The 17,630-nt window shown below is 40.4% G+C and carries 13 protein-coding genes; 9 read left to right on the top strand and 4 right to left on the bottom strand.

What is annotated here, in order from left to right:
- Positions 1-3: 3 nt before the first annotated feature.
- Complete coding sequence (locus ABD769_RS06500) at positions 4-1,032, bottom strand: RluA family pseudouridine synthase (RefSeq protein WP_344850425.1); 1,029 nt, start codon at positions 1,030-1,032, stop codon at positions 4-6.
- Positions 1,033-1,134: 102 nt separating this feature from the next.
- Between ABD769_RS06500 and ABD769_RS06495 the strand changes: the two genes are divergently transcribed.
- The 9 genes from ABD769_RS06495 to ABD769_RS06455 all read left to right on the top strand — a co-directional run bounded on the left by ABD769_RS06495 (position 1,135) and on the right by ABD769_RS06455 (position 11,792).
- Complete coding sequence (locus ABD769_RS06495) at positions 1,135-2,163, top strand: DUF6588 family protein (protein WP_344850423.1); 1,029 nt, start codon at positions 1,135-1,137, stop codon at positions 2,161-2,163.
- Positions 2,164-2,228: 65 nt separating this feature from the next.
- Positions 2,229-3,098, top strand: coding sequence for a 1-aminocyclopropane-1-carboxylate deaminase/D-cysteine desulfhydrase (locus tag ABD769_RS06490; protein WP_344850421.1), 870 nt, complete (start codon positions 2,229-2,231; stop codon positions 3,096-3,098).
- Positions 3,099-3,705: 607 nt separating this feature from the next.
- The gene (locus tag ABD769_RS06485) at positions 3,706-4,323 is read left to right on the top strand and encodes a TetR/AcrR family transcriptional regulator (RefSeq protein WP_344850418.1); all 618 of its coding nucleotides are present in this window, start codon (positions 3,706-3,708) and stop codon (positions 4,321-4,323) included.
- The gene (locus ABD769_RS06480; RefSeq protein WP_344850416.1) at positions 4,310-5,458 is read left to right on the top strand and encodes an FAD-dependent oxidoreductase; all 1,149 of its coding nucleotides are present in this window, start codon (positions 4,310-4,312) and stop codon (positions 5,456-5,458) included. The genes ABD769_RS06485 and ABD769_RS06480 overlap by 14 nt, the downstream gene beginning before the upstream one ends.
- Before the next feature lie 273 nt (positions 5,459-5,731).
- Positions 5,732-6,586 carry an SGNH/GDSL hydrolase family protein gene (locus tag ABD769_RS06475; protein WP_344850415.1) on the top strand — a complete coding sequence of 285 codons (855 nt, stop codon included), beginning with the start codon at positions 5,732-5,734 and terminating at the stop codon, positions 6,584-6,586.
- A 368-nt stretch (positions 6,587-6,954) separates the two neighbouring features.
- Positions 6,955-8,955, top strand: coding sequence for an alpha-L-arabinofuranosidase C-terminal domain-containing protein (locus ABD769_RS06470; protein WP_344850414.1), 2,001 nt, complete (start codon positions 6,955-6,957; stop codon positions 8,953-8,955).
- Between the two features lie 29 nt (positions 8,956-8,984).
- Positions 8,985-10,526, top strand: a complete 1,542-nt coding sequence (locus ABD769_RS06465; RefSeq protein WP_344850412.1) for an alpha-N-arabinofuranosidase — start codon at positions 8,985-8,987, stop codon at positions 10,524-10,526.
- A 7-nt stretch (positions 10,527-10,533) separates the two neighbouring features.
- A complete protein-coding gene (locus ABD769_RS06460; protein WP_344850410.1) occupies positions 10,534-10,698 on the top strand; it encodes a hypothetical protein in 165 nt (54 codons plus the stop codon).
- A 128-nt stretch (positions 10,699-10,826) separates the two neighbouring features.
- Entirely contained in the window at positions 10,827-11,792 is a 966-nt protein-coding gene (locus tag ABD769_RS06455) for a glycoside hydrolase family 43 protein (RefSeq protein WP_344850408.1), read from the top strand.
- A 678-nt stretch (positions 11,793-12,470) separates the two neighbouring features.
- Here the strand turns inward: ABD769_RS06455 and ABD769_RS06450 are convergent.
- From ABD769_RS06450 to ABD769_RS06440, 3 genes are all read right to left on the bottom strand, one after another.
- Entirely contained in the window at positions 12,471-14,435 is a 1,965-nt protein-coding gene (locus ABD769_RS06450) for a glycoside hydrolase family 127 protein (RefSeq protein WP_344850406.1), read from the bottom strand.
- Between the two features lie 106 nt (positions 14,436-14,541).
- Complete coding sequence (locus ABD769_RS06445) at positions 14,542-16,383, bottom strand: glycoside hydrolase family 35 protein (protein ID WP_344850404.1); 1,842 nt, start codon at positions 16,381-16,383, stop codon at positions 14,542-14,544.
- Positions 16,384-16,461: 78 nt separating this feature from the next.
- A complete protein-coding gene (locus ABD769_RS06440; protein ID WP_344850402.1) occupies positions 16,462-17,574 on the bottom strand; it encodes a glycoside hydrolase family 43 protein in 1,113 nt (370 codons plus the stop codon).
- Between the last annotated feature and the right edge of the window lie 56 nt (positions 17,575-17,630).

The following is a 17,630-nucleotide window of genomic DNA, read 5'->3' as shown; positions in this document are numbered from 1 at the left end:
ATTTTATGATGTAACGATATAATTTTCCCATTTGGTTAAGCCCGCTTTAAAATCGGGCGGCAATGGTGATTCGAAGTACATATATTCTTTTGTAGTGGGATGAATAAAACCTAAACTTTGTGCGTGCAGGGCCTGACGGGGCAATAATTCGAAGCAATTATCTACAAACTGCTTGTACTTATTAAAAGTGGTGCCTTTTAAAATTTTATCGCCACCATACATCGCATCATTAAAAAGCGGGTGACCAATGTGCTGCATGTGTGCCCTGATCTGGTGGGTACGGCCGGTTTCGAGCTCACAGCTGATCAGCGTTACATAACCCAGGCGCTTTAATACTTTATAATGCGTTACCGACCATTTGCCTTTTTCTTCATCGTCATAAATATCCATCACACGGCGGTCTTTCGCACTGCGGCCGATATAACCGGTTACTGTTCCATCATTTTCGATATCGCCCCAAACCAACGCAATGTACTTACGGGTAATGCTGTGATCGAAAAACTGGCGGGCTAAATGGGTAATCGACTTTTCGTTTTTACTGATCAGCAATAAACCTGAGGTATCTTTATCAATGCGGTGCACCAAACCCGGTCGGCCATCATTGCCGGGCAATTGAGGCAATTTTTCAAAGTGAAAGGCCAGAGCATTAACCAACGTTCCGGTATAGTTGTTAAATCCCGGATGCACCACCATCCCTGCAGCCTTGTTTACTACTAAAAGATCGCTGTCTTCATAAATAATATCAAGCGGCAAATCTTCCGGATAAACCTCGGTATCGCGTGGCGGATGAGGCAAAACAATCGAAATCTCATCAAAAGGCTTAACCTTATAACTCGCTTTAATCTGTTTCTGGTTTACCAGAACGTTGCCTGCATCGATTGCATTCTGAATACGGTTTCGCGAGGCATTTTCTACACGCACCATCAAAAATTTATCAATGCGCAGTAAAGACTGCCCCTTATCGACAATGATTTTTAAATGTTCATATAATTCCTGCTCTTCTGATTCCTGCAATTCGACCACATTTTCCATGGGGCAAAAATAAACTTTTAACTTCAAGAATTTTTTAATGATTGCAGTTTTCGGAAAAAGAGGCTTATCTTTAATACAATCAAATCATCCTAAATCATTTATATGAAAAAATACTACTCTTTAAAGGCCTTGGCGGCTTTATTTTTATTGGTAATGACCCAAAAAGCGAGTGCGCAGCAAGATGTTGGAGGCTTGTTTGTAGGCGGTCCGGCAGATGCGACAAAACTGGTTAATGCTTATTTCGACCCTTTATATAAAGGCCTGGGGCTCGGTTTAACCGATGGCTGGTCGAACACTGCCCAATCAAAAGGTTTTTTAAAGTTCGATGTCAGGGTTTCGGCCTCCGCTGCTTTTGTTCCGCAATCGGCCAGAAGTTATGATGTAAATACCCTGGGTTTAAGTAACATCAAACCTGCTCCCGGCGCTTCTTCAATCGGACCAACTGCTTTTGGCGATGACCATGAAGGTGGTAAAATGGAAATTTACACCAGCAACGGTATCCCTACTGGTAAATTTTTCAACCTGCCACAAGGCGTGGGCTTTCACGTAGTGCCATCTGCCCAAATCCAGGCTACTTTAGGTTTGCCCAAAAATATCGATGTTACTTTAAGGGCCATGCCTAAAATAAAAATCGGTAGTGATTTAGGAAGTTTATCAATGATCGGTTTTGGTGCTAAAGTGGAACTTTTACCTTTAATTATGGGATCAACAGAAAAATTAATTCCGGTAGATATTGCCATAGCAGGTGGTTTTACTCAGTATAAATACACCTTGCCTTTAGATATCGACAATACAGGAAATTCAGATCAACGCATTGACGCTAAATTTAACGGTGTAAATTTTGATGCCATTTTTTCTAAAAAGATTCTCTTTTTTACGCCATTTGTAAGTGTGGGTTATCAAACTTCCAACACCAATTTAAAAGCTCTGGGTACTTATCGTTTCGCCACCAGTGCTACAACTTCGGCAACTTATGTTGATCCGGTTTCGGTGAAACAAACTGATATTGATGGCGTAAGGGCAAGTTTAGGCTTTCAGCTGAAATTTGGTTTCTTTAAATTTTACGGTTCATATACACAAGCCAAATACAGCATGGTTAATGCGGGGATTGGTTTAGGTATTGGTAAATAATAAATTATTATAGATAATAATGCTTAAAAACACCTGAAATACTCAGGTGTTTTTTATTTTTACGCGTGTTCGAAGAAATAAATAGTCCTGTACAAAAAATTGGGTTGGCTCCTTTTAACAATCTTTTTGTAAAGCGAGATGACCTGATTGATCCTTACATTTCGGGCAATAAATGGCGCAAACTCAAATACATTTTAGCTAAAGCCAGAGAAGAAAACAAAACACATTTAATCACTTTTGGCGGGGCTTATTCCAATCACCTGGTGGCAACGGCCGCGGCAGCATCAAGATCAGGACTAAAATCGACTGCTTTTGTCCGTGGCGAAGAAGTTAAAAATGAGATGTTATTATTATGCAGCTTATTTGGCATGAAGCTCATTTTTGTTGACCGGGAAAGTTATAAGGACAAACACAAGTTATTTGAACGACATTTTGCGAATGATAAACAGGCATTTTTTATTGATGAAGGTGGCGCATCACCCCAAGCCATACCAGGTTGTGCAGAGATCATCAGCGAATTGACTGAAACTTACGATCATATTTTCTGTGCCGCCGGAACAGGAACTACAGCAGCAGGCTTACTAAAAGGGATACAGCAACATCAATTAAATACCAAACTCAACATTATCCCGGTGTTAAAAGGTGGATCATTTATTCAGGATGAAATAGAAAAATACACACCCCTTTCGGATCATTTAGAACTCCATCTCGATTATCATTTTGGTGGTTATGCCAAAACCACTCCCGAACTGATCGAATCTATTAAAATCTTTACTGCTAAAACCGGATTGCTTTTAGACCCGGTTTATACATCAAAAATGTTTTATGCCATTGTCGATTTACAAAAACAGGGTATTATTGGTAAAAACGATAAAATCCTTGCTATTCATACCGGAGGATTGATGGGTTTGTTCGGGATGAAAGATAAGTTTTAGTGCTGGAAACTACTTTAGGTATTTCTCAAGAAGCTGCCATATTGAGCTTGTCGAAAAGATTCGCAAAGGAGTAATCGAAGGTCCTTCAACAAGCTACCATTGACGTTATTTTGTAATTATTTATTAATTAATAATTTACTGGTATTTGCATTTCCACCCAGCCAGGCCAAAGCACCTCATCCCCGTTCAGCTAGAACCCGGCCTAATAAATTTTTCGGGCTCCAATGGCCCAGCCAAACCACGGACTCCCAAAGAAAAATTTTCAGCCGGCATTTTATTAATAAGCTGTTTATCTTTTTTTATTTGCATTAATGAGCTCGGCAAGCCTCGGTTTTGTTTCTTTTTGATGCCAAAAAGAAAGAGCCCTTCGGCAGCGGCGAGCCGAGGCAAGGTTATGCAATAAATTCTTATCACCATTTATTTATTATTATATTTTTTAACCATTTAAGGCATTTAAGAAACATATAAGCTTACATGATCTTATATTCTTACATGGTTAATTATTCTTCGGTAAGCCCTAAATTAATCCATTTGTCAAAATTTATTTTAAATTTAAAAGTAAACAAACGTTTACTTACTTTTGATGCTTATTAAATGATAAAACAAAATGAGGCCTAAAAGTTTAGAGAAAGAAGCAGCCATCCGATCCATTGCCTTACAGATTATTTCTGAAGAAGGTTTGGAAAACCTCAGCATGCAAAAACTTGCAAAGGCAGCCAATATATCGCCCCGTACCATTTACATCAAATACGAAAACAAGGAAGATTTGCTGGTAAAACTGTTTATTGAAGAAGTACTCGGTACTTATGAAAATGCAGTGTTAAAAGATTTCGATCCTGAAATGGGCTTTGCCGAAGGAATGAAAAAACTCTGGTTAAACACGTTCAGCTACCTCAAAAACAACAAACCTGCTTTTTCACTCATCCAATATGGTAAATCTTCTCCACTTTTAAACAAGGCTTTTCAGACGAAAAATATCCAGCAAGGTGCGTTTTTTGCACCGATCCATGTGTTCTTAAAAACAAATGTGGAGGGCGGATTAATACCCGATTTCCCACACGATGTGCACCGGGCATTACTCTTCTCGCCTATTCAGGATCTGGTAGCAGAATATTTCGATCATTTGGATCGTCCGGTACAGATTATTACGGAAGAGGTGATTTTAACCTGCTGTGAGATTATAATTAAAGGCATCACCAATCAAAAAAACAATGAACAACATTAAAAATAAAAAAATTGCCATTATCGGTGCTGGTCCGGGTGGTTTAACTTTAGCCCGTTTGCTACAAATGGATGGCTTTAACATAAACGTTTACGAACGCGACACTAACGAAAATGCACGGCCAAAAGGTGCAACATTGGATTTACATGAAGAATCGGGACTTGCAGCGCTACAGGCAGCCGGACTTATGAATGCATTTATGGCCAATTATCGCCCCGGAGCAGACCGTACCCGCATCGTTGATCAGCATGGAAATATTGTATTTGAGGATAATGACACGGAAAATAGAGAGGCATTCCGTCCTGAAATAGACCGTGGTCCGCTGCAAAAGATCCTTTTAGATTCATTAGAAAAGGATACTGTAATCTGGAACAGTCACTTTGTATCACTTAAACCCGATAACGGATCGTGGTTGATTGAGTTCAAAAACGGGGATATTGTAACAGCAGATATTGTTATTGCAGCTGATGGCGCAAACTCTAAAATCCGACCGTATATTACACCTGTTAGGCCCTTTTATTCAGGCATTACCATTGTTGAAGGTGCTGTTTATTCGTCAGCAACTGCCACACCTAAAATGCATGCCCTGCTTAACGGCGGAAAAATATTTGCCATGGGAAATGAAAAATCATTAATCGTAAGTTCAAAAGGTGATGGCAGTTTGGTATTTTATACCGGATGCAATACGGCGGAAGCCTGGGCTAAGGAATCAGGGATCAACTTTTCTGATCAAAACCAGGTGGTAAACTGGTTTAAAAGGGAATTTTCCGACTGGGATCCGATCTGGCTTGAATTATTTGAAAATGCATCTGCTGCTTTTGTTCCCCGCCCGCAATATTGTATGCCGCTGGATCAAAGCTGGGAAACCATCTCAAATTTAACCATGCTTGGCGATGCAGCACATTTAATGCCTCCTTATGCTGGCGAAGGAGTAAATATGGCCATGCTCGATGCTTTAGAGCTTAGTGAATGTTTTAAGGATAATCATTTCCAAAATAGTAAAGAGGCCATTTCAGCATATGAAAAACAAATGTTAAAAAGGGCTTCGGAAACGGCAGATATGACGATGCAATCAACAAAAGCACTTCACTCTGCTGACGCAATTAATTTTTTGATTGATGTAATTGGAGGGGAATAACGAGGTTGTCATAGATTTTTTAATTGACAGCGTTCTTCGGTAAAATATGTGCTTTATTAATGTTGGTTAGTCAAATGCTTAAACCATTTTTAAACATTTGCTTTTACACTGAAGGACTTTAAGTCGTTAAAATATTTCTTCACGGCTCTCCGGAATTAAAATTCACTATCTTTCAGCATCTTTTCTAACCAAACATCACAATAAAACCTAAAATATTCTTCTTAAATTCATCGCCAGGCATTTTTTAAACACCAGGATGATTATAAAGGCTTTATGAGCAAGAAAAACTATAACCGAATTATTTTAATCTTTTTATTCAGCACCATTATTAATTTTTCGTTTATCCCTGCAAAAGTAATCAGGTGGACAGCCATTGGCGATTCCATCACCTACCTCAACAACCACTTAAATGAAACCGGAAACCGTGTACAAAAAGGTTATCTGGACCGGGTTAAAGAACGTTTACCAAATATCAGTTATATCAATCAGGGGCATAACGGCTGGACAAGCGTTGGCATCGCGAAAGAAATTAATAAGCTGGGAATTGTTCAGTCAGACTTATATTCCATTTTTCTGGGTACTAATGATTGGTGGGCTGGAATCCCGGTTGGTTCTTTAAGCGATTATATCAACAACACCGGAACAGGAACTACCTGTGGTGCTTACCGCATCATCATTGATAAAATCAGAAGTTTAAACCCTGGCGCTAAAATTGTAATCATAACGCCAATGCAACGGAATGATTTTGTGTACATCGCCAATGCTAACAACAATGCCTTCGGATCGTATAAAGCAAAAAATGGCCAGACTTTAGAAATGTTTGCCAACGCAATCGCCGAAATTGGCAAGCATGAAAACTTCCCTGTAGTTGATCTTTACCATAATCAAAAACTTAAAGTCGAAAAATCAGTCAAATTTAAAAGGTTAAAAAATCCGTCTACCGGAGCGTACCAAAACTATAAATATCCCGAATCGGCTTCTATCCCCTACCAGCCTCAAAGCGACGATTATCCTTACCCGTTGGATGCAATTAAAATGACCTATGATGGTTTGCACCCTTCTGATAAAGGCAATAAAATCATTGCCGAAAGTCTGGTTCACGTTTTTAAAAAATACGCAAATCAGTAAACTTTCCTTTGTCCGAAGTTTTACCCCTGATGGTTTACCATTACTTTTCGCTTACGTTTGGATCGGGAAATGTAACTTATGCAAACAGAAAACAGCTAATTCGGTGCGCCATATTGCCCGTGATATTTTATCTTCCCGATGTTAATATACTACAGTGAAGCATTATAGTCATTCAATAGCGATCATTCTGAAAATCAGCAATTTTACTTTTTTCAGCTAAATTTTATTGATTCAATAAAGCCAGTTCATTTTTCTGTACATGATAACATTGTAGATTATTTTATTTGGAAATAATAATCGTATAAATAACGTTTATTATGTTAAATATTTTAATTTTACAATTAGAATCGACCAAATATTAAAAACCAATGAAATTAAACGCACTTAAAAAAAGCGTGTTAAACGCCTGTTTTACTTTTTCGCTAAGTTTTACAGCCATCCCGATGTTAGTGCAGGCGCAAATCCCAAAAGTTGTTAAAATTAAGCCAGATTATACCCTTGCAAAGGTTCAACCCAATATGTGGGGCGTATTTTTTGAGGACATTAATTTTGGTGCCGATGGCGGAATTTATGCAGAACTGATTAAAAACAGGTCGTTCGAATTTGCAAAACCCTTAATGGGCTGGAGCATTCAAAGAGAAAAAGCCAGTGAGGGCGAAATTTTGGTTGTTAACCGTAAAGAAGTAAATACGGCAAACCCACGTTACCTGCAAATTAACAACGAAAACGGCACTTTTGGCCTCACCAACGAGGGTTTTAAAGGCATAGGTGTAAAGAAAGGATTGCGTTATGATTTCTCGGTGATGTACCGTCTGAAAAGTTCCGGTGTAACCCTGCACCTACAGTTATTAAGTGCAAACAATAAAGTAATTGGAGAAGGAAACCTTGTTCCGGAGCAAAGCGGCAGCGACTGGAAAAAACAATCAGCCAGTTTTATTGCCACAGAAACAGATCCAAAGGCAAAATTTGCCATCGTCTTTGAAGGAAAAGGTCAAATCGATCTGGATATGGTTTCGCTTTTTCCCGGCGATACCTGGAAAGGCCGTAAGCAAGGTTTAAGGGCCGATATGGTTCAGCTTTTGGCAGATATGAAACCTGGTTTTATCCGTTTCCCCGGAGGATGCATTGTAGAAGGCACCGATTTGGCCAACCGCTATCAATGGAAAAAAACAATAGGCCCGATAGAAAACAGGCAGCAACTCATCAACAGGTGGAATACGGAATTTGCACACCGCCCTGCGCCAGATTATTACCAGAGTTTTGGCCTGGGGTTTTTCGAATACTTCCAGCTGGCAGAAGATATTAGTTCGGAAGCCCTGCCCATTTTAAACTGTGGCATGGCCTGTCAGTTTAATACCGGGGAAGTAGTCGCCCTGGATGAGCTTGATCCTTATGTTCAGGACGCCCTCGACCTGATCGAATTTGCCAATGGCGAGGTAAACACCAAATGGGGTAAAATGAGGGCAGATCTGGGTCACCCGAAACCCTTTAACTTAAAAATGATGGGCATTGGAAACGAAAACTGGGGACCTCAATACCTGGAACGTTTAGCCATTTTCACCAGGGCCATTAAAGCAAAATATCCTGATTTTAAACTCATCAACAGTTCGGGCACTGATCCAGAGGGCGACCGTTTTAACCTGCTCAATACTTCATTAAGAGAAAATAAAGCCGATTTTATAGATGAACATTATTACCGCCCGGCAGATTGGTTTTTGAAAAATGCGGGACGCTATGATAATTATCCACGGAACGAATCGAAGGTTTTTGTAGGCGAATATGCTGTTCACGCCGATAAAAACGTGATTGGCAGCAACCGCAATAACTGGCAAAGTGCCCTGGCTTCAGCGGCTTTAATGACAGGTTTGGAGCGTAACGCCGATGTGGTTCAAATGGCTTCTTATGCACCACTTTTTGCACATATTGATGCCTGGCAGTGGGCTCCGGATATGATTTGGGTAGATAACCTGAATGTTTACGGCACGCCCGATTATTATGTGCAGAAACTTTTTGCCACCAATAAAGGAACTGATGTAGTTTCGATCACATTGGATGATAAAAATATCATTGGTCAGGACGGGTTGTACGCCTCCTCTGTACTCGATAAAAACAAAAAAGAACTGATTATCAAAATAGCTAACAACACGGGCAAAAGCCAGTTAATTGATTTTGAACTGGATGGAAAAACCAAATTAAAAAACAGCGGAACACTGGAAGAACTGGCTGATTCGAACCTCAATCAGGTAAATTCATTCGATAATCCTCAGGCACTAAGTCCAAAAGTTTCAACCATCAATTTAAAGGGCAAAAAATTAAATACCAGCTTAAAGCCCTATTCTTTCAGCGTGATTAAAATCCCTTTTAATTAAAAAACCGGGCGCCATAACAATCTAAACAGATGAAAAAATTAACCCTTTTAATTGCTCTGCTCTGTAGCAGCTCATTAATCCATGCACAAACCGAAGCCCTGCTCAGCATTAAACCAGCAGGAAATCAAATTGTTAGCAAACACATTTATGGCCATTTTTCCGAGCATTTGGGCCGTTGCATTTACGATGGTTTCTGGGTGGGCGAAAACTCCGGTATCCCGAATAAAGGCAGAATAAGATTAGATGTGGTAGATGCCCTAAAAAAAATAAAAGTTCCTAATCTGCGTTGGCCGGGCGGTTGTTTTGCCGATGAATACCATTGGCGTGATGGCATAGGCCCGAGAAACGAACGCCCAAAAATGGTAAATACCAACTGGGGAGGCGTAACCGAAGACAATAGTTTTGGTACGCACGAGTTTCTGGACCTTTGTAAAATGCTCGATTGCGAACCCTACATTGCCGGCAATGTAGGCAGCGGAACCGTTGAGAAAATGGCTAAATGGGTAGAATACCTTAATTTCGACGGTGTAAGCCCAATGACAGCCATCCGCAAACAAAATGGTATGGATAAACCCTGGAAAGTTTCGTTCTGGGGCGTTGGGAATGAAAGCTGGGGCTGCGGGGGAAATATGACCCCTGAATATTACAGCGATTTATACCGTAGATATGCCACTTATGCAAGAGATTATGCAGGGGCACCTTTAAAAAGAATTGCCAGTGGTGCCAACGCGGATGATTACCGATGGACAGAAACCTGCATGAAAAACATTGGGGCAGGCAGAATGTGGGGATTAACCCTGCATTATTACACCCTGCCAACGGGCAATTGGAGCGCCAAAGGATCTGCCACAAAATTTGATGAAGAACAGTATTTTAACACCATGAAAAACTGTTTGCGCATGGAAGAAATTGTGAGCAAACACGCTGCTATTATGGATAAATACGATCCAAAAAAGAAAGTAGCGCTCATTGTTGATGAATGGGGAATCTGGACGGATGTAGAGCCTGGCACAAATCCTGGTTTTCTTTACCAGCAGAACAGCCTGCGCGATGCCTTAATTGCCGGCACAACCCTTAATATTTTCAACAACCATTCCGATCGTGTGCGAATGGCAAACCTGGCGCAAACCATAAACGTACTACAGGCTTTAATCTTAACTGAAAAAGATAAAATGGTACTTACCCCCACTTATCATGTTTTCGATCTGTATAAAGTGCACATGGATGCCAAATATTTGCCCGTTAATTTTACCAGTCCCGATTACAGCCTGGGGGATAAAAAAATCCCCGCGTTAAATGTTTCTGCATCGCAGGATAGTACAGGGGCCATCCATATTTCGCTGGTTAACCTAGATCCAAAAAACAAAATTGATTTACGCACAGATCTTGGAGAATTAAAATGGAAAACCGTTACCGGCCAGATTTTAACATCAGCACAACTTACTGATGTAAATACGTTTACAAATGCCAGTAAAGTGCACAATGCAAAATTTACAGGGGCTAAAAAATCGGGAAATACATTGAAAGTGGAGCTTCCTGCACAATCTGTCGTCGTACTCGAATTAAAATAATCCCGTAATGAAATATAAAGTCCCTGCCCTTGCATTTGCCATAATTATTGCCATACAAAATGTGTTCGAACCGATGGATTTTACACCGATGACCTTGAACAAGTTTCCTAAAATAAACCGTAATACTACTAATGGCTTTGAACTTGCCTTCCCAGTAATTTTTCAATCGTGAGTGCAGCATTTGGCAGAAACGCCTGATGGAATGGCCAGGGTACCAGTATAATCACCATGAAACCGAATGGTGGATTTGTTTTATTAGTAGAATAACAAAAAACTGATCTATTTATTAACTCAATAAAAATGAAAAAAATATTCTTATCGCTCTTAGGTTTTTCAATTAGTTTCTTAGCAGCAAAAGCACAAGAGAAAATCATCGTTTCTAAAGGCAACCCGATTATTACAGATAAATATACCGCCGACCCGGCAGCTTTTGTTTATGGCGATTCGGTTTATTTATACACCGGACACGATGTTGCACCCAAAGGCAAAGAACGTTATGAAATGCACGAATGGCTATGTTATTCATCAGCTGATATGGTGACCTGGAAGGAGCATCCATCGCCGTTGAATGTAAAAAGTTTCGCTTGGGCCAGCGATGACGCATGGGCTTCGCAGGTAATTGAACGCGATGGAAAGTTTTATTGGTATGTGGCCATCCAGCACGGCAGTATCCATGGTAAATCTATCGGTGTGGCAGTTGCCGATAACCCACGCGGTCCTTTTAAAGATGCGATTGGAAAAGCTTTGATTACAAATGATATGACTACTGATGTAAAAATTAGCTGGGATGATATCGATCCGACAGTAATTATTGACGACGACGGACAGGCGTATTTATTTTGGGGCAATCAAAGGTGTTATTATGCCAAACTGAAAAAGAATATGGTTGAGTTGGATGGTCCTGTTCAGAAAGTAGAAGTTCCTGAATTTACAGAGGCACCGTGGATCCATAAACGCAAAAAATGGTATTATTTATCCTATGCATCGGGTTTCCCTGAAAAGATTGTTTATGCCATGAGCAGGAATATAAATGGCCCATGGGAATATAAAGGTATTTTAAATGAAATTGCCGGAAACTCCAATACCAATCACCAGGCCATCATCGATTTTAAAGGAAAATCATATTTTATTTACCATAACGGCGCTATTAATACCGATGGAGGAAGTTTTAGAAGATCAGTTTGTATCGATTATTTAAATTACAATAGCGACGGAACGATCAAAAGAATTGTAATGACGAGTGAAGGCGTGAAAAAAGCGAAATAAAAAAGAAGGGTCTTCATTCCAGCACAACCGGGAATACTCCCATTGACAGAGTCCAATAGAAAAATCGTCATCTCGACCGAAGCAACGCGATGTAGAGAGATCTTTGCATCAAATTTAAAGGATTTCTCCATTATGCTACCGATGAAAGATCGGTGAGCTGCAGTCGAAATGACGATATTATTCAAGCAAGTCCAATAGAAAAGTCGTCATCTCGACCGAAGCAACGCGAAGTGGAGAGATCTTTACATCAAATTTAAAGGATTTCTCCATAATGCTACCGATGAAAAATCGGTGAGCTTCAGTCGAAATGACGATATTATTCATGCAAGTCCAATAGAAAAATCGTCATCTCGACCGAAGCAGTGCGAAGTGGAGAGATCTTTGCATCAAATTTAAAAGATTTCTCTATTACGCTACCGATGAAAAATCGGTGAGCTTCAGTCGAAATGACGATATTATTCACGCAAGTCCAATAGAAAAATCGCCATCTCGACCGAAGCAACGCGAAGTAGAGAGATCTTTGCATCAAATTTAAAAAGATTTCTCCATTATGCTACCGATGAAAAATCGGTGAGCTTCAGTCGAAATGACTATATTATTTACGTAAATTCTTCTATCATTTATACTAATTTTATCCAATAAATTATCCCTTAGGGTGACAAACCGCGGGATTTTTTTTTACAATTCAGGAAACCAGATACTCATTTCTCCTTTGCTCCTGTTTGCCCATGCATAATATGGAATGAGCTTAAATGGCACAGTTACATCATTTCCATCAGCTGCGGTGGTTACAGCGTTACCGCTCAGTTCTGCCACTCCATTTAAAAGCGCTGAATTAAAAGAATATTTAAATTGTGTATTTCCGGGCACCTTAATCGCACTTATTTTTGCTGTATTATCTGCCGCTTCTGCACAAAACATGATTGGTCCGCGTTGCAAAGCGATCTTGCCTGCATCTTCCTTAAGCTTTGCATTTGCGGTTACTTTTTTCACTTCCATCGGAAGCACAAATTCAAGCTTATCCCCTTTTTTCCAAAGTTTTTGGATGGTTATATAACCTTTTTCGATCTGATATTTTGCGTTTTTACCATTTACTTTTATCATAAATCCTGCTTTGCCTTTCTGGTGGTAACTATAAAGATCAGAGGGAATTGCCTCGTTCATTGCCCAACCAGGCAAGCGCAGTTTAAGACTGAAAGTGCTGGCTTCCTGAGGATCTATACTAAAATTAAGGTTTCCCTCCCAGGGGTAATTGTTTTGCTGGGTAATTTTAACCAACTGATTATTCACTTTCAGCTCAGTAGAACTGGCTACAAAAAGGTTCACATAAACCTGATCTTTGGATTGTGCATAAATATAACCTGGAAGAGAGGGCAAAAAGCGCGACATATTGGTTGGGCAGCAGGAACATTCGAACCAGCCAGACCTTCCCGGCTCAGCATCTTTATGATGAGGCCCGTCGAAAATCTGCATCGCATTGGTATAGAAAAATGTTTTCCCATCCAGGCCTACACCTGAAAGCAACGCATTGTACATCACTTTTTCCATCAAATCGATATACTTAGCATCGCCATGCAACAAAAACATGCGCTGGTTCCAGTACACGTTACCAATTGCTGCACAGGTTTCGTTATAAGCAGTGGCGTTGGGCAATTCGTAATCTTTACCAAAGCGTTCGCCATCGGGTACAGCACCAATGCCACCGTTTACATACATTTTTTTGCCGCACATGTTGGCCCAAATTTTATCAATGGCATTCAGGTAATCTTTATCTCCGGTTAAAGCAGCAACATCGGCCATGCCGGAATATAAATACATCGCCCTTACGGCATGGCCAACAGCTTCATCCTGGTTGATTACCGCAGTTTGATCCTGCCAGTATGCGCCGTTTTTCCAGGGGTTTTTATCTTTTGCATCGTATTGCTTTATTCCTCTCTGATCGATAAAAAATTTCGCCAGTTTAAGGTAACTTTCATCTGCTGTAACCCTGTATAATCGCACGAGGGCCATTTCTACAATCTCATGTCCGGGAGCTACACTCCTTTTGCCCGGCCCAAAGGTGGCGACGAGCAGATTAGCGTTTTTTATGGCAATATTTAACAGGTTTTTCTTGCCTGTTGACTGGTAATGCGCCACTGCCGATTCGATTAAATGGCCTGAGTTATACAATTCGTGACTCATATTCCCTTCGTTTACCCAACGCTCTTTTCCAGACCAGGATGGCGGATTTGCAGGATTTATGGTCCTTGCGGTATAGAGATAACCATCCGGTTCCTGTGCATTTGCGATTACCACAATTAATGAATCGATATACCCCTCGAGCTTTGCATCAGGATAAACAGCGAGCGAATAAGAAGCCCCCTCGATGGTTTTGTAAATATCGGTATCATCAAATACATAGGCCGTGCAGAATTTCCCGCTTTTTTTTGCCGCCATTTCGAAGTTTTTTAACCTACCGGTATTTTCGCAACGGGCAAATGAAGTCGGGATAGTAACTTCTTTATTGGTTTCAACACGGGGCAGCCAAAATTTATCTATTAGCTTTACCTTATTAAATTCTACAGGACTAATGCGGTAATCCTGCAGGTTTTGGGCAAAACTTAATTTTGCACAGATCAATAAAAAAAACAGGCAGTACTTCATGTTCAATATTTTAACGGTGATAATTTTGGCGTTTTTATTACAGCTACCTAAGGTAAAAATTTATTTATCGGAATCTGCACTTGCATACCCCGGTTTCATGCACTCATTATTTTTTCAGGCTGTTTAGAATCGGGGTAGATATGGCCTCTAACGTAGCTTGCTTATTATCCAGCAATTCTAATACAATAATGTCGTTTTTACCCGCTTTTAACCATTCTTTTGGCAGGTAAATGGTCTGTTGTGGGCCAATAGACCAATATTTGCCTAAATTATGTCCGTTTACCCAAACCACGCCTTTGCCCCAGGCACGCATATCAAGATAGGTATCGCCGGTTTTGACAAGGTTAAAAGTTCCTTTTCTGATTACCGGGCCTTCACCGGCGATATTTGCAGGGGCTTTGGCATCAGTGGCTTCAGTATGGTTAAAAGGCAAACTGAACATTGTCCATTTTTTTAATTCAGCGCCATTGAATAAAACACTTTCGGTAATACCTTTTTTATTTTCTAACAGGTATTTACCAAAATTAATCCGCCCCATATTCTCTACAAAAATATCAAGTTGCAGCCTGCCATTAGGTAAATCCAGCATGATACTATCCTGGTTGAGTCTTCTATCTAAGATCCCAACCCGCTTACCATTGATAAAAATCAGGGCATAATCCCTCAGTTTATTAATTTTGAGCATTCCTTTTTTGCCACCCTCAATTGTGGTGCGGTAAAGCATATAACCATAATCCTGATTTAAATCTTCAAAAGTTAGCGGTTTATCGTTCTCCATACCCTTGGGCAAATGATCAAAAACGTTTGATACACTGGTAAGCTTGAAAGGTTTAATGGCAATTGCAGGCTTATCAGCAGGGATAGCTGGCAATTTTGTGCCTTTTGGCAGGTGCTTTTGGATCACGGCACGGAACTGCCTGAACTTTTCGGTTGCGTTACCTGCCTCGTTTAAAGGGGCATCGTAATCGTAACTGCTGATTTGCGGTTCGTAAGGCGAAATATCTTTATAATTTGCACCGTTCATAAATGCCCTTGTGCTGCCGCCATGGAACATATACATATTTAAAGAAATACCCGCAGCCAGTACCGAATCAAGTTTGCCTGTATATTTTTCAGCGGGAATAGTGTGGTGTGCCGCTCCCCACCAATCGAACCAGGCGGGATACCATTCTGCAATAAAATATGGTCCTTTGCCATCGTGGTATTTATTGATGGCGCTTCTAACCTTTTCTGGATTATCCTGACCGTTGATGGCCGGCAATAAACCTTTTAAATGCCCACCAACAATATCACTTTCAGGATCGCAGGTGTAAAGTAATCCATCAAAGCCTGCGTCGATAAACATTTTCCGGTTGATATCCAGGTATTCTTTATCAGCGGCGTAAGAACCATATTCGTTTTCTACCTGCACCATCAGGATGTTTCCTCCGTGGTTGATTTGTAATGGTGCCAGTTGTTTGCCCACAGCGTTGATGTATTTGCGGTATTCGTTCAGGTATTCTTCCTGTTTGCTACGCACAACCAGGCCTTTTTCGTTCTGCAACCAATATGGGTAACCGCCAAATTCCCATTCGGCACAAACATATGGACTAGGCCTCAGGATTACCCACAAGCCTTCTTCTTTAGCAATTTTAACAAAGCTTGCAATATCGTTATTGCCCGAGAAATCGAATTTACCTTTCTGGGGTTCGTGCAGGTTCCAGAATACATAGGTGCCTATGGTATTTAAGCCCATAGCTTTCGCCATTTTCATGCGGTCGCGCCAGGCTTCTTTCGGTACCCTTGGATAATGTATCTCTCCTGAAATGATCTGAAAAGGTTTGTTATCTAAAAGGAAATCACTTTCACCGAGTTTAAAAGTATGGTTGCCCTGCTGTGCAAATGCTGCTCCGGCATACCATAAAGCACTAATCAGGAGCAGGTATTTTTTTAATTTTAATGTATTCATAGGTAGAATTTTAGGATAAAAAACATCCATTATCCCGCTTTTCAGCGCAAGTTGTTTTTAATTTTATTGTATTTTAGTTTATTTGAAGATGCTCAGATCCCATTTATCGAGCCAGCTGATTCTGAGATCTCCTTTATCAAATTTGATCGGTAACCATAAATAACGGCCATCAATTGCATTTTTAGGTTCCCATTTATCGGCCATAAAAATAAATTCGCCTTTTTTACCCGGGGCAGGCAGCACATGGGTACTCTGACCTCCAAAAGTAATATTTGATTTTTCGCCTTCGCAGGGATTACCCATAAACTCCCACGGACCGAAAATCGATTTTGATTTAAACCACCTGGCCGGGTTGGGTGCCCATCCGGTACAGCCTGAGCCTATCATATAATAAATCCCATCTTTTTTGAACAGTGCAGGCGCCTCGGTTTGATGCCCCACGTATATCCTGATAAATTTTCCGGTATGGCTTAAATAATCTGGTGTTAATTCTGCAAGGTGCAGGGTAAAGTTTTCTTCGGAAGAGAAAATGTGGTAAGCTTTGCCATCATCATCAACAAAAACCGTCATGTCCCTCGCCATTTGGCCTCCGGGTAAATCGCGGCAGAAAAAGCCATCGCTTTTATTGGCTGGTTGATCACAGTTAGCCTGTTCAGTTAAAGGTGTGCCATCTGCATAAAATGGCATTTTACCTGCATTTGGACGATAGCTTTTGATAAAGGTATAAGGTCCTGTTGCTTTATCAGCTATGGCCACACCTGCACGGGCAGCTTCGTAACCTTTACCCAAAAGCTCTAAATGGAACCACATTACAAATTTCCTGGTTTTTTTGTTGTACACCACTTTTGGGCGCTCCAAAATACATCCTTTGGCAATATCGCTTTTCAAATCATCAGAAACAGCAAGGACAATGCCTTCATCTTTCCAGTTGTATAAATCTTTTGATGAATAACAGTGTACACCCGCCTGCGCGGTATTGCCTTTTTCGCCTTCAATTTTATGTTCGCCATACCAATAATAAGTGCCTTTGTATTCTACAATGCCGCCGCCATGTGCATTGATATGCACACCATTATTGTCTTTCCATATTTTACCGGGGAAAAAAGCATTGAGCTTTTCTTGTGCGAATAAGTTATTCGAAAATGAAATAAAGAATAAAATCAGTGCAAGGGGTAATCTGGTTTTAAGCATAATCAGGTTTTGTTTGAAAAGTTTGATGCGGTAATATAATCAATGTTTTATTATCG

Source organism: Pedobacter jeongneungensis, assembly GCF_039538295.1.
GTDB lineage: Bacteria > Bacteroidota > Bacteroidia > Sphingobacteriales > Sphingobacteriaceae > Pedobacter > Pedobacter jeongneungensis.
The sequence above is the reverse complement of the archived record's forward strand: the minus strand, read 5'-3'. Positions and strand labels throughout refer to the sequence as shown.

Excerpts from the sequence above, each read along its gene's own strand:
- ABD769_RS06500 (WP_344850425.1), bottom strand. The coding sequence starts at position 1,032 with ATGGAAAATGTGGTCGAATTGCAGGAATCAGAAGAGCAGGAATTATAT.
- ABD769_RS06495 (WP_344850423.1), top strand. The coding sequence starts at position 1,135 with ATGAAAAAATACTACTCTTTAAAGGCCTTGGCGGCTTTATTTTTATTG.
- ABD769_RS06485 (WP_344850418.1), top strand. The coding sequence starts at position 3,706 with ATGAGGCCTAAAAGTTTAGAGAAAGAAGCAGCCATCCGATCCATTGCC.
- ABD769_RS06480 (WP_344850416.1), top strand. The coding sequence starts at position 4,310 with ATGAACAACATTAAAAATAAAAAAATTGCCATTATCGGTGCTGGTCCG.
- ABD769_RS06475 (WP_344850415.1), top strand. The coding sequence starts at position 5,732 with ATGAGCAAGAAAAACTATAACCGAATTATTTTAATCTTTTTATTCAGC.
- ABD769_RS06470 (WP_344850414.1), top strand. The coding sequence starts at position 6,955 with ATGAAATTAAACGCACTTAAAAAAAGCGTGTTAAACGCCTGTTTTACT.
- ABD769_RS06465 (WP_344850412.1), top strand. The coding sequence starts at position 8,985 with ATGAAAAAATTAACCCTTTTAATTGCTCTGCTCTGTAGCAGCTCATTA.
- ABD769_RS06460 (WP_344850410.1), top strand. The coding sequence starts at position 10,534 with ATGAAATATAAAGTCCCTGCCCTTGCATTTGCCATAATTATTGCCATA.
- ABD769_RS06455 (WP_344850408.1), top strand. The coding sequence starts at position 10,827 with ATGAAAAAAATATTCTTATCGCTCTTAGGTTTTTCAATTAGTTTCTTA.
- ABD769_RS06450 (WP_344850406.1), bottom strand. The coding sequence starts at position 14,435 with ATGAAGTACTGCCTGTTTTTTTTATTGATCTGTGCAAAATTAAGTTTT.
- ABD769_RS06445 (WP_344850404.1), bottom strand. The coding sequence starts at position 16,383 with ATGAATACATTAAAATTAAAAAAATACCTGCTCCTGATTAGTGCTTTA.
- ABD769_RS06440 (WP_344850402.1), bottom strand. The coding sequence starts at position 17,574 with ATGCTTAAAACCAGATTACCCCTTGCACTGATTTTATTCTTTATTTCA.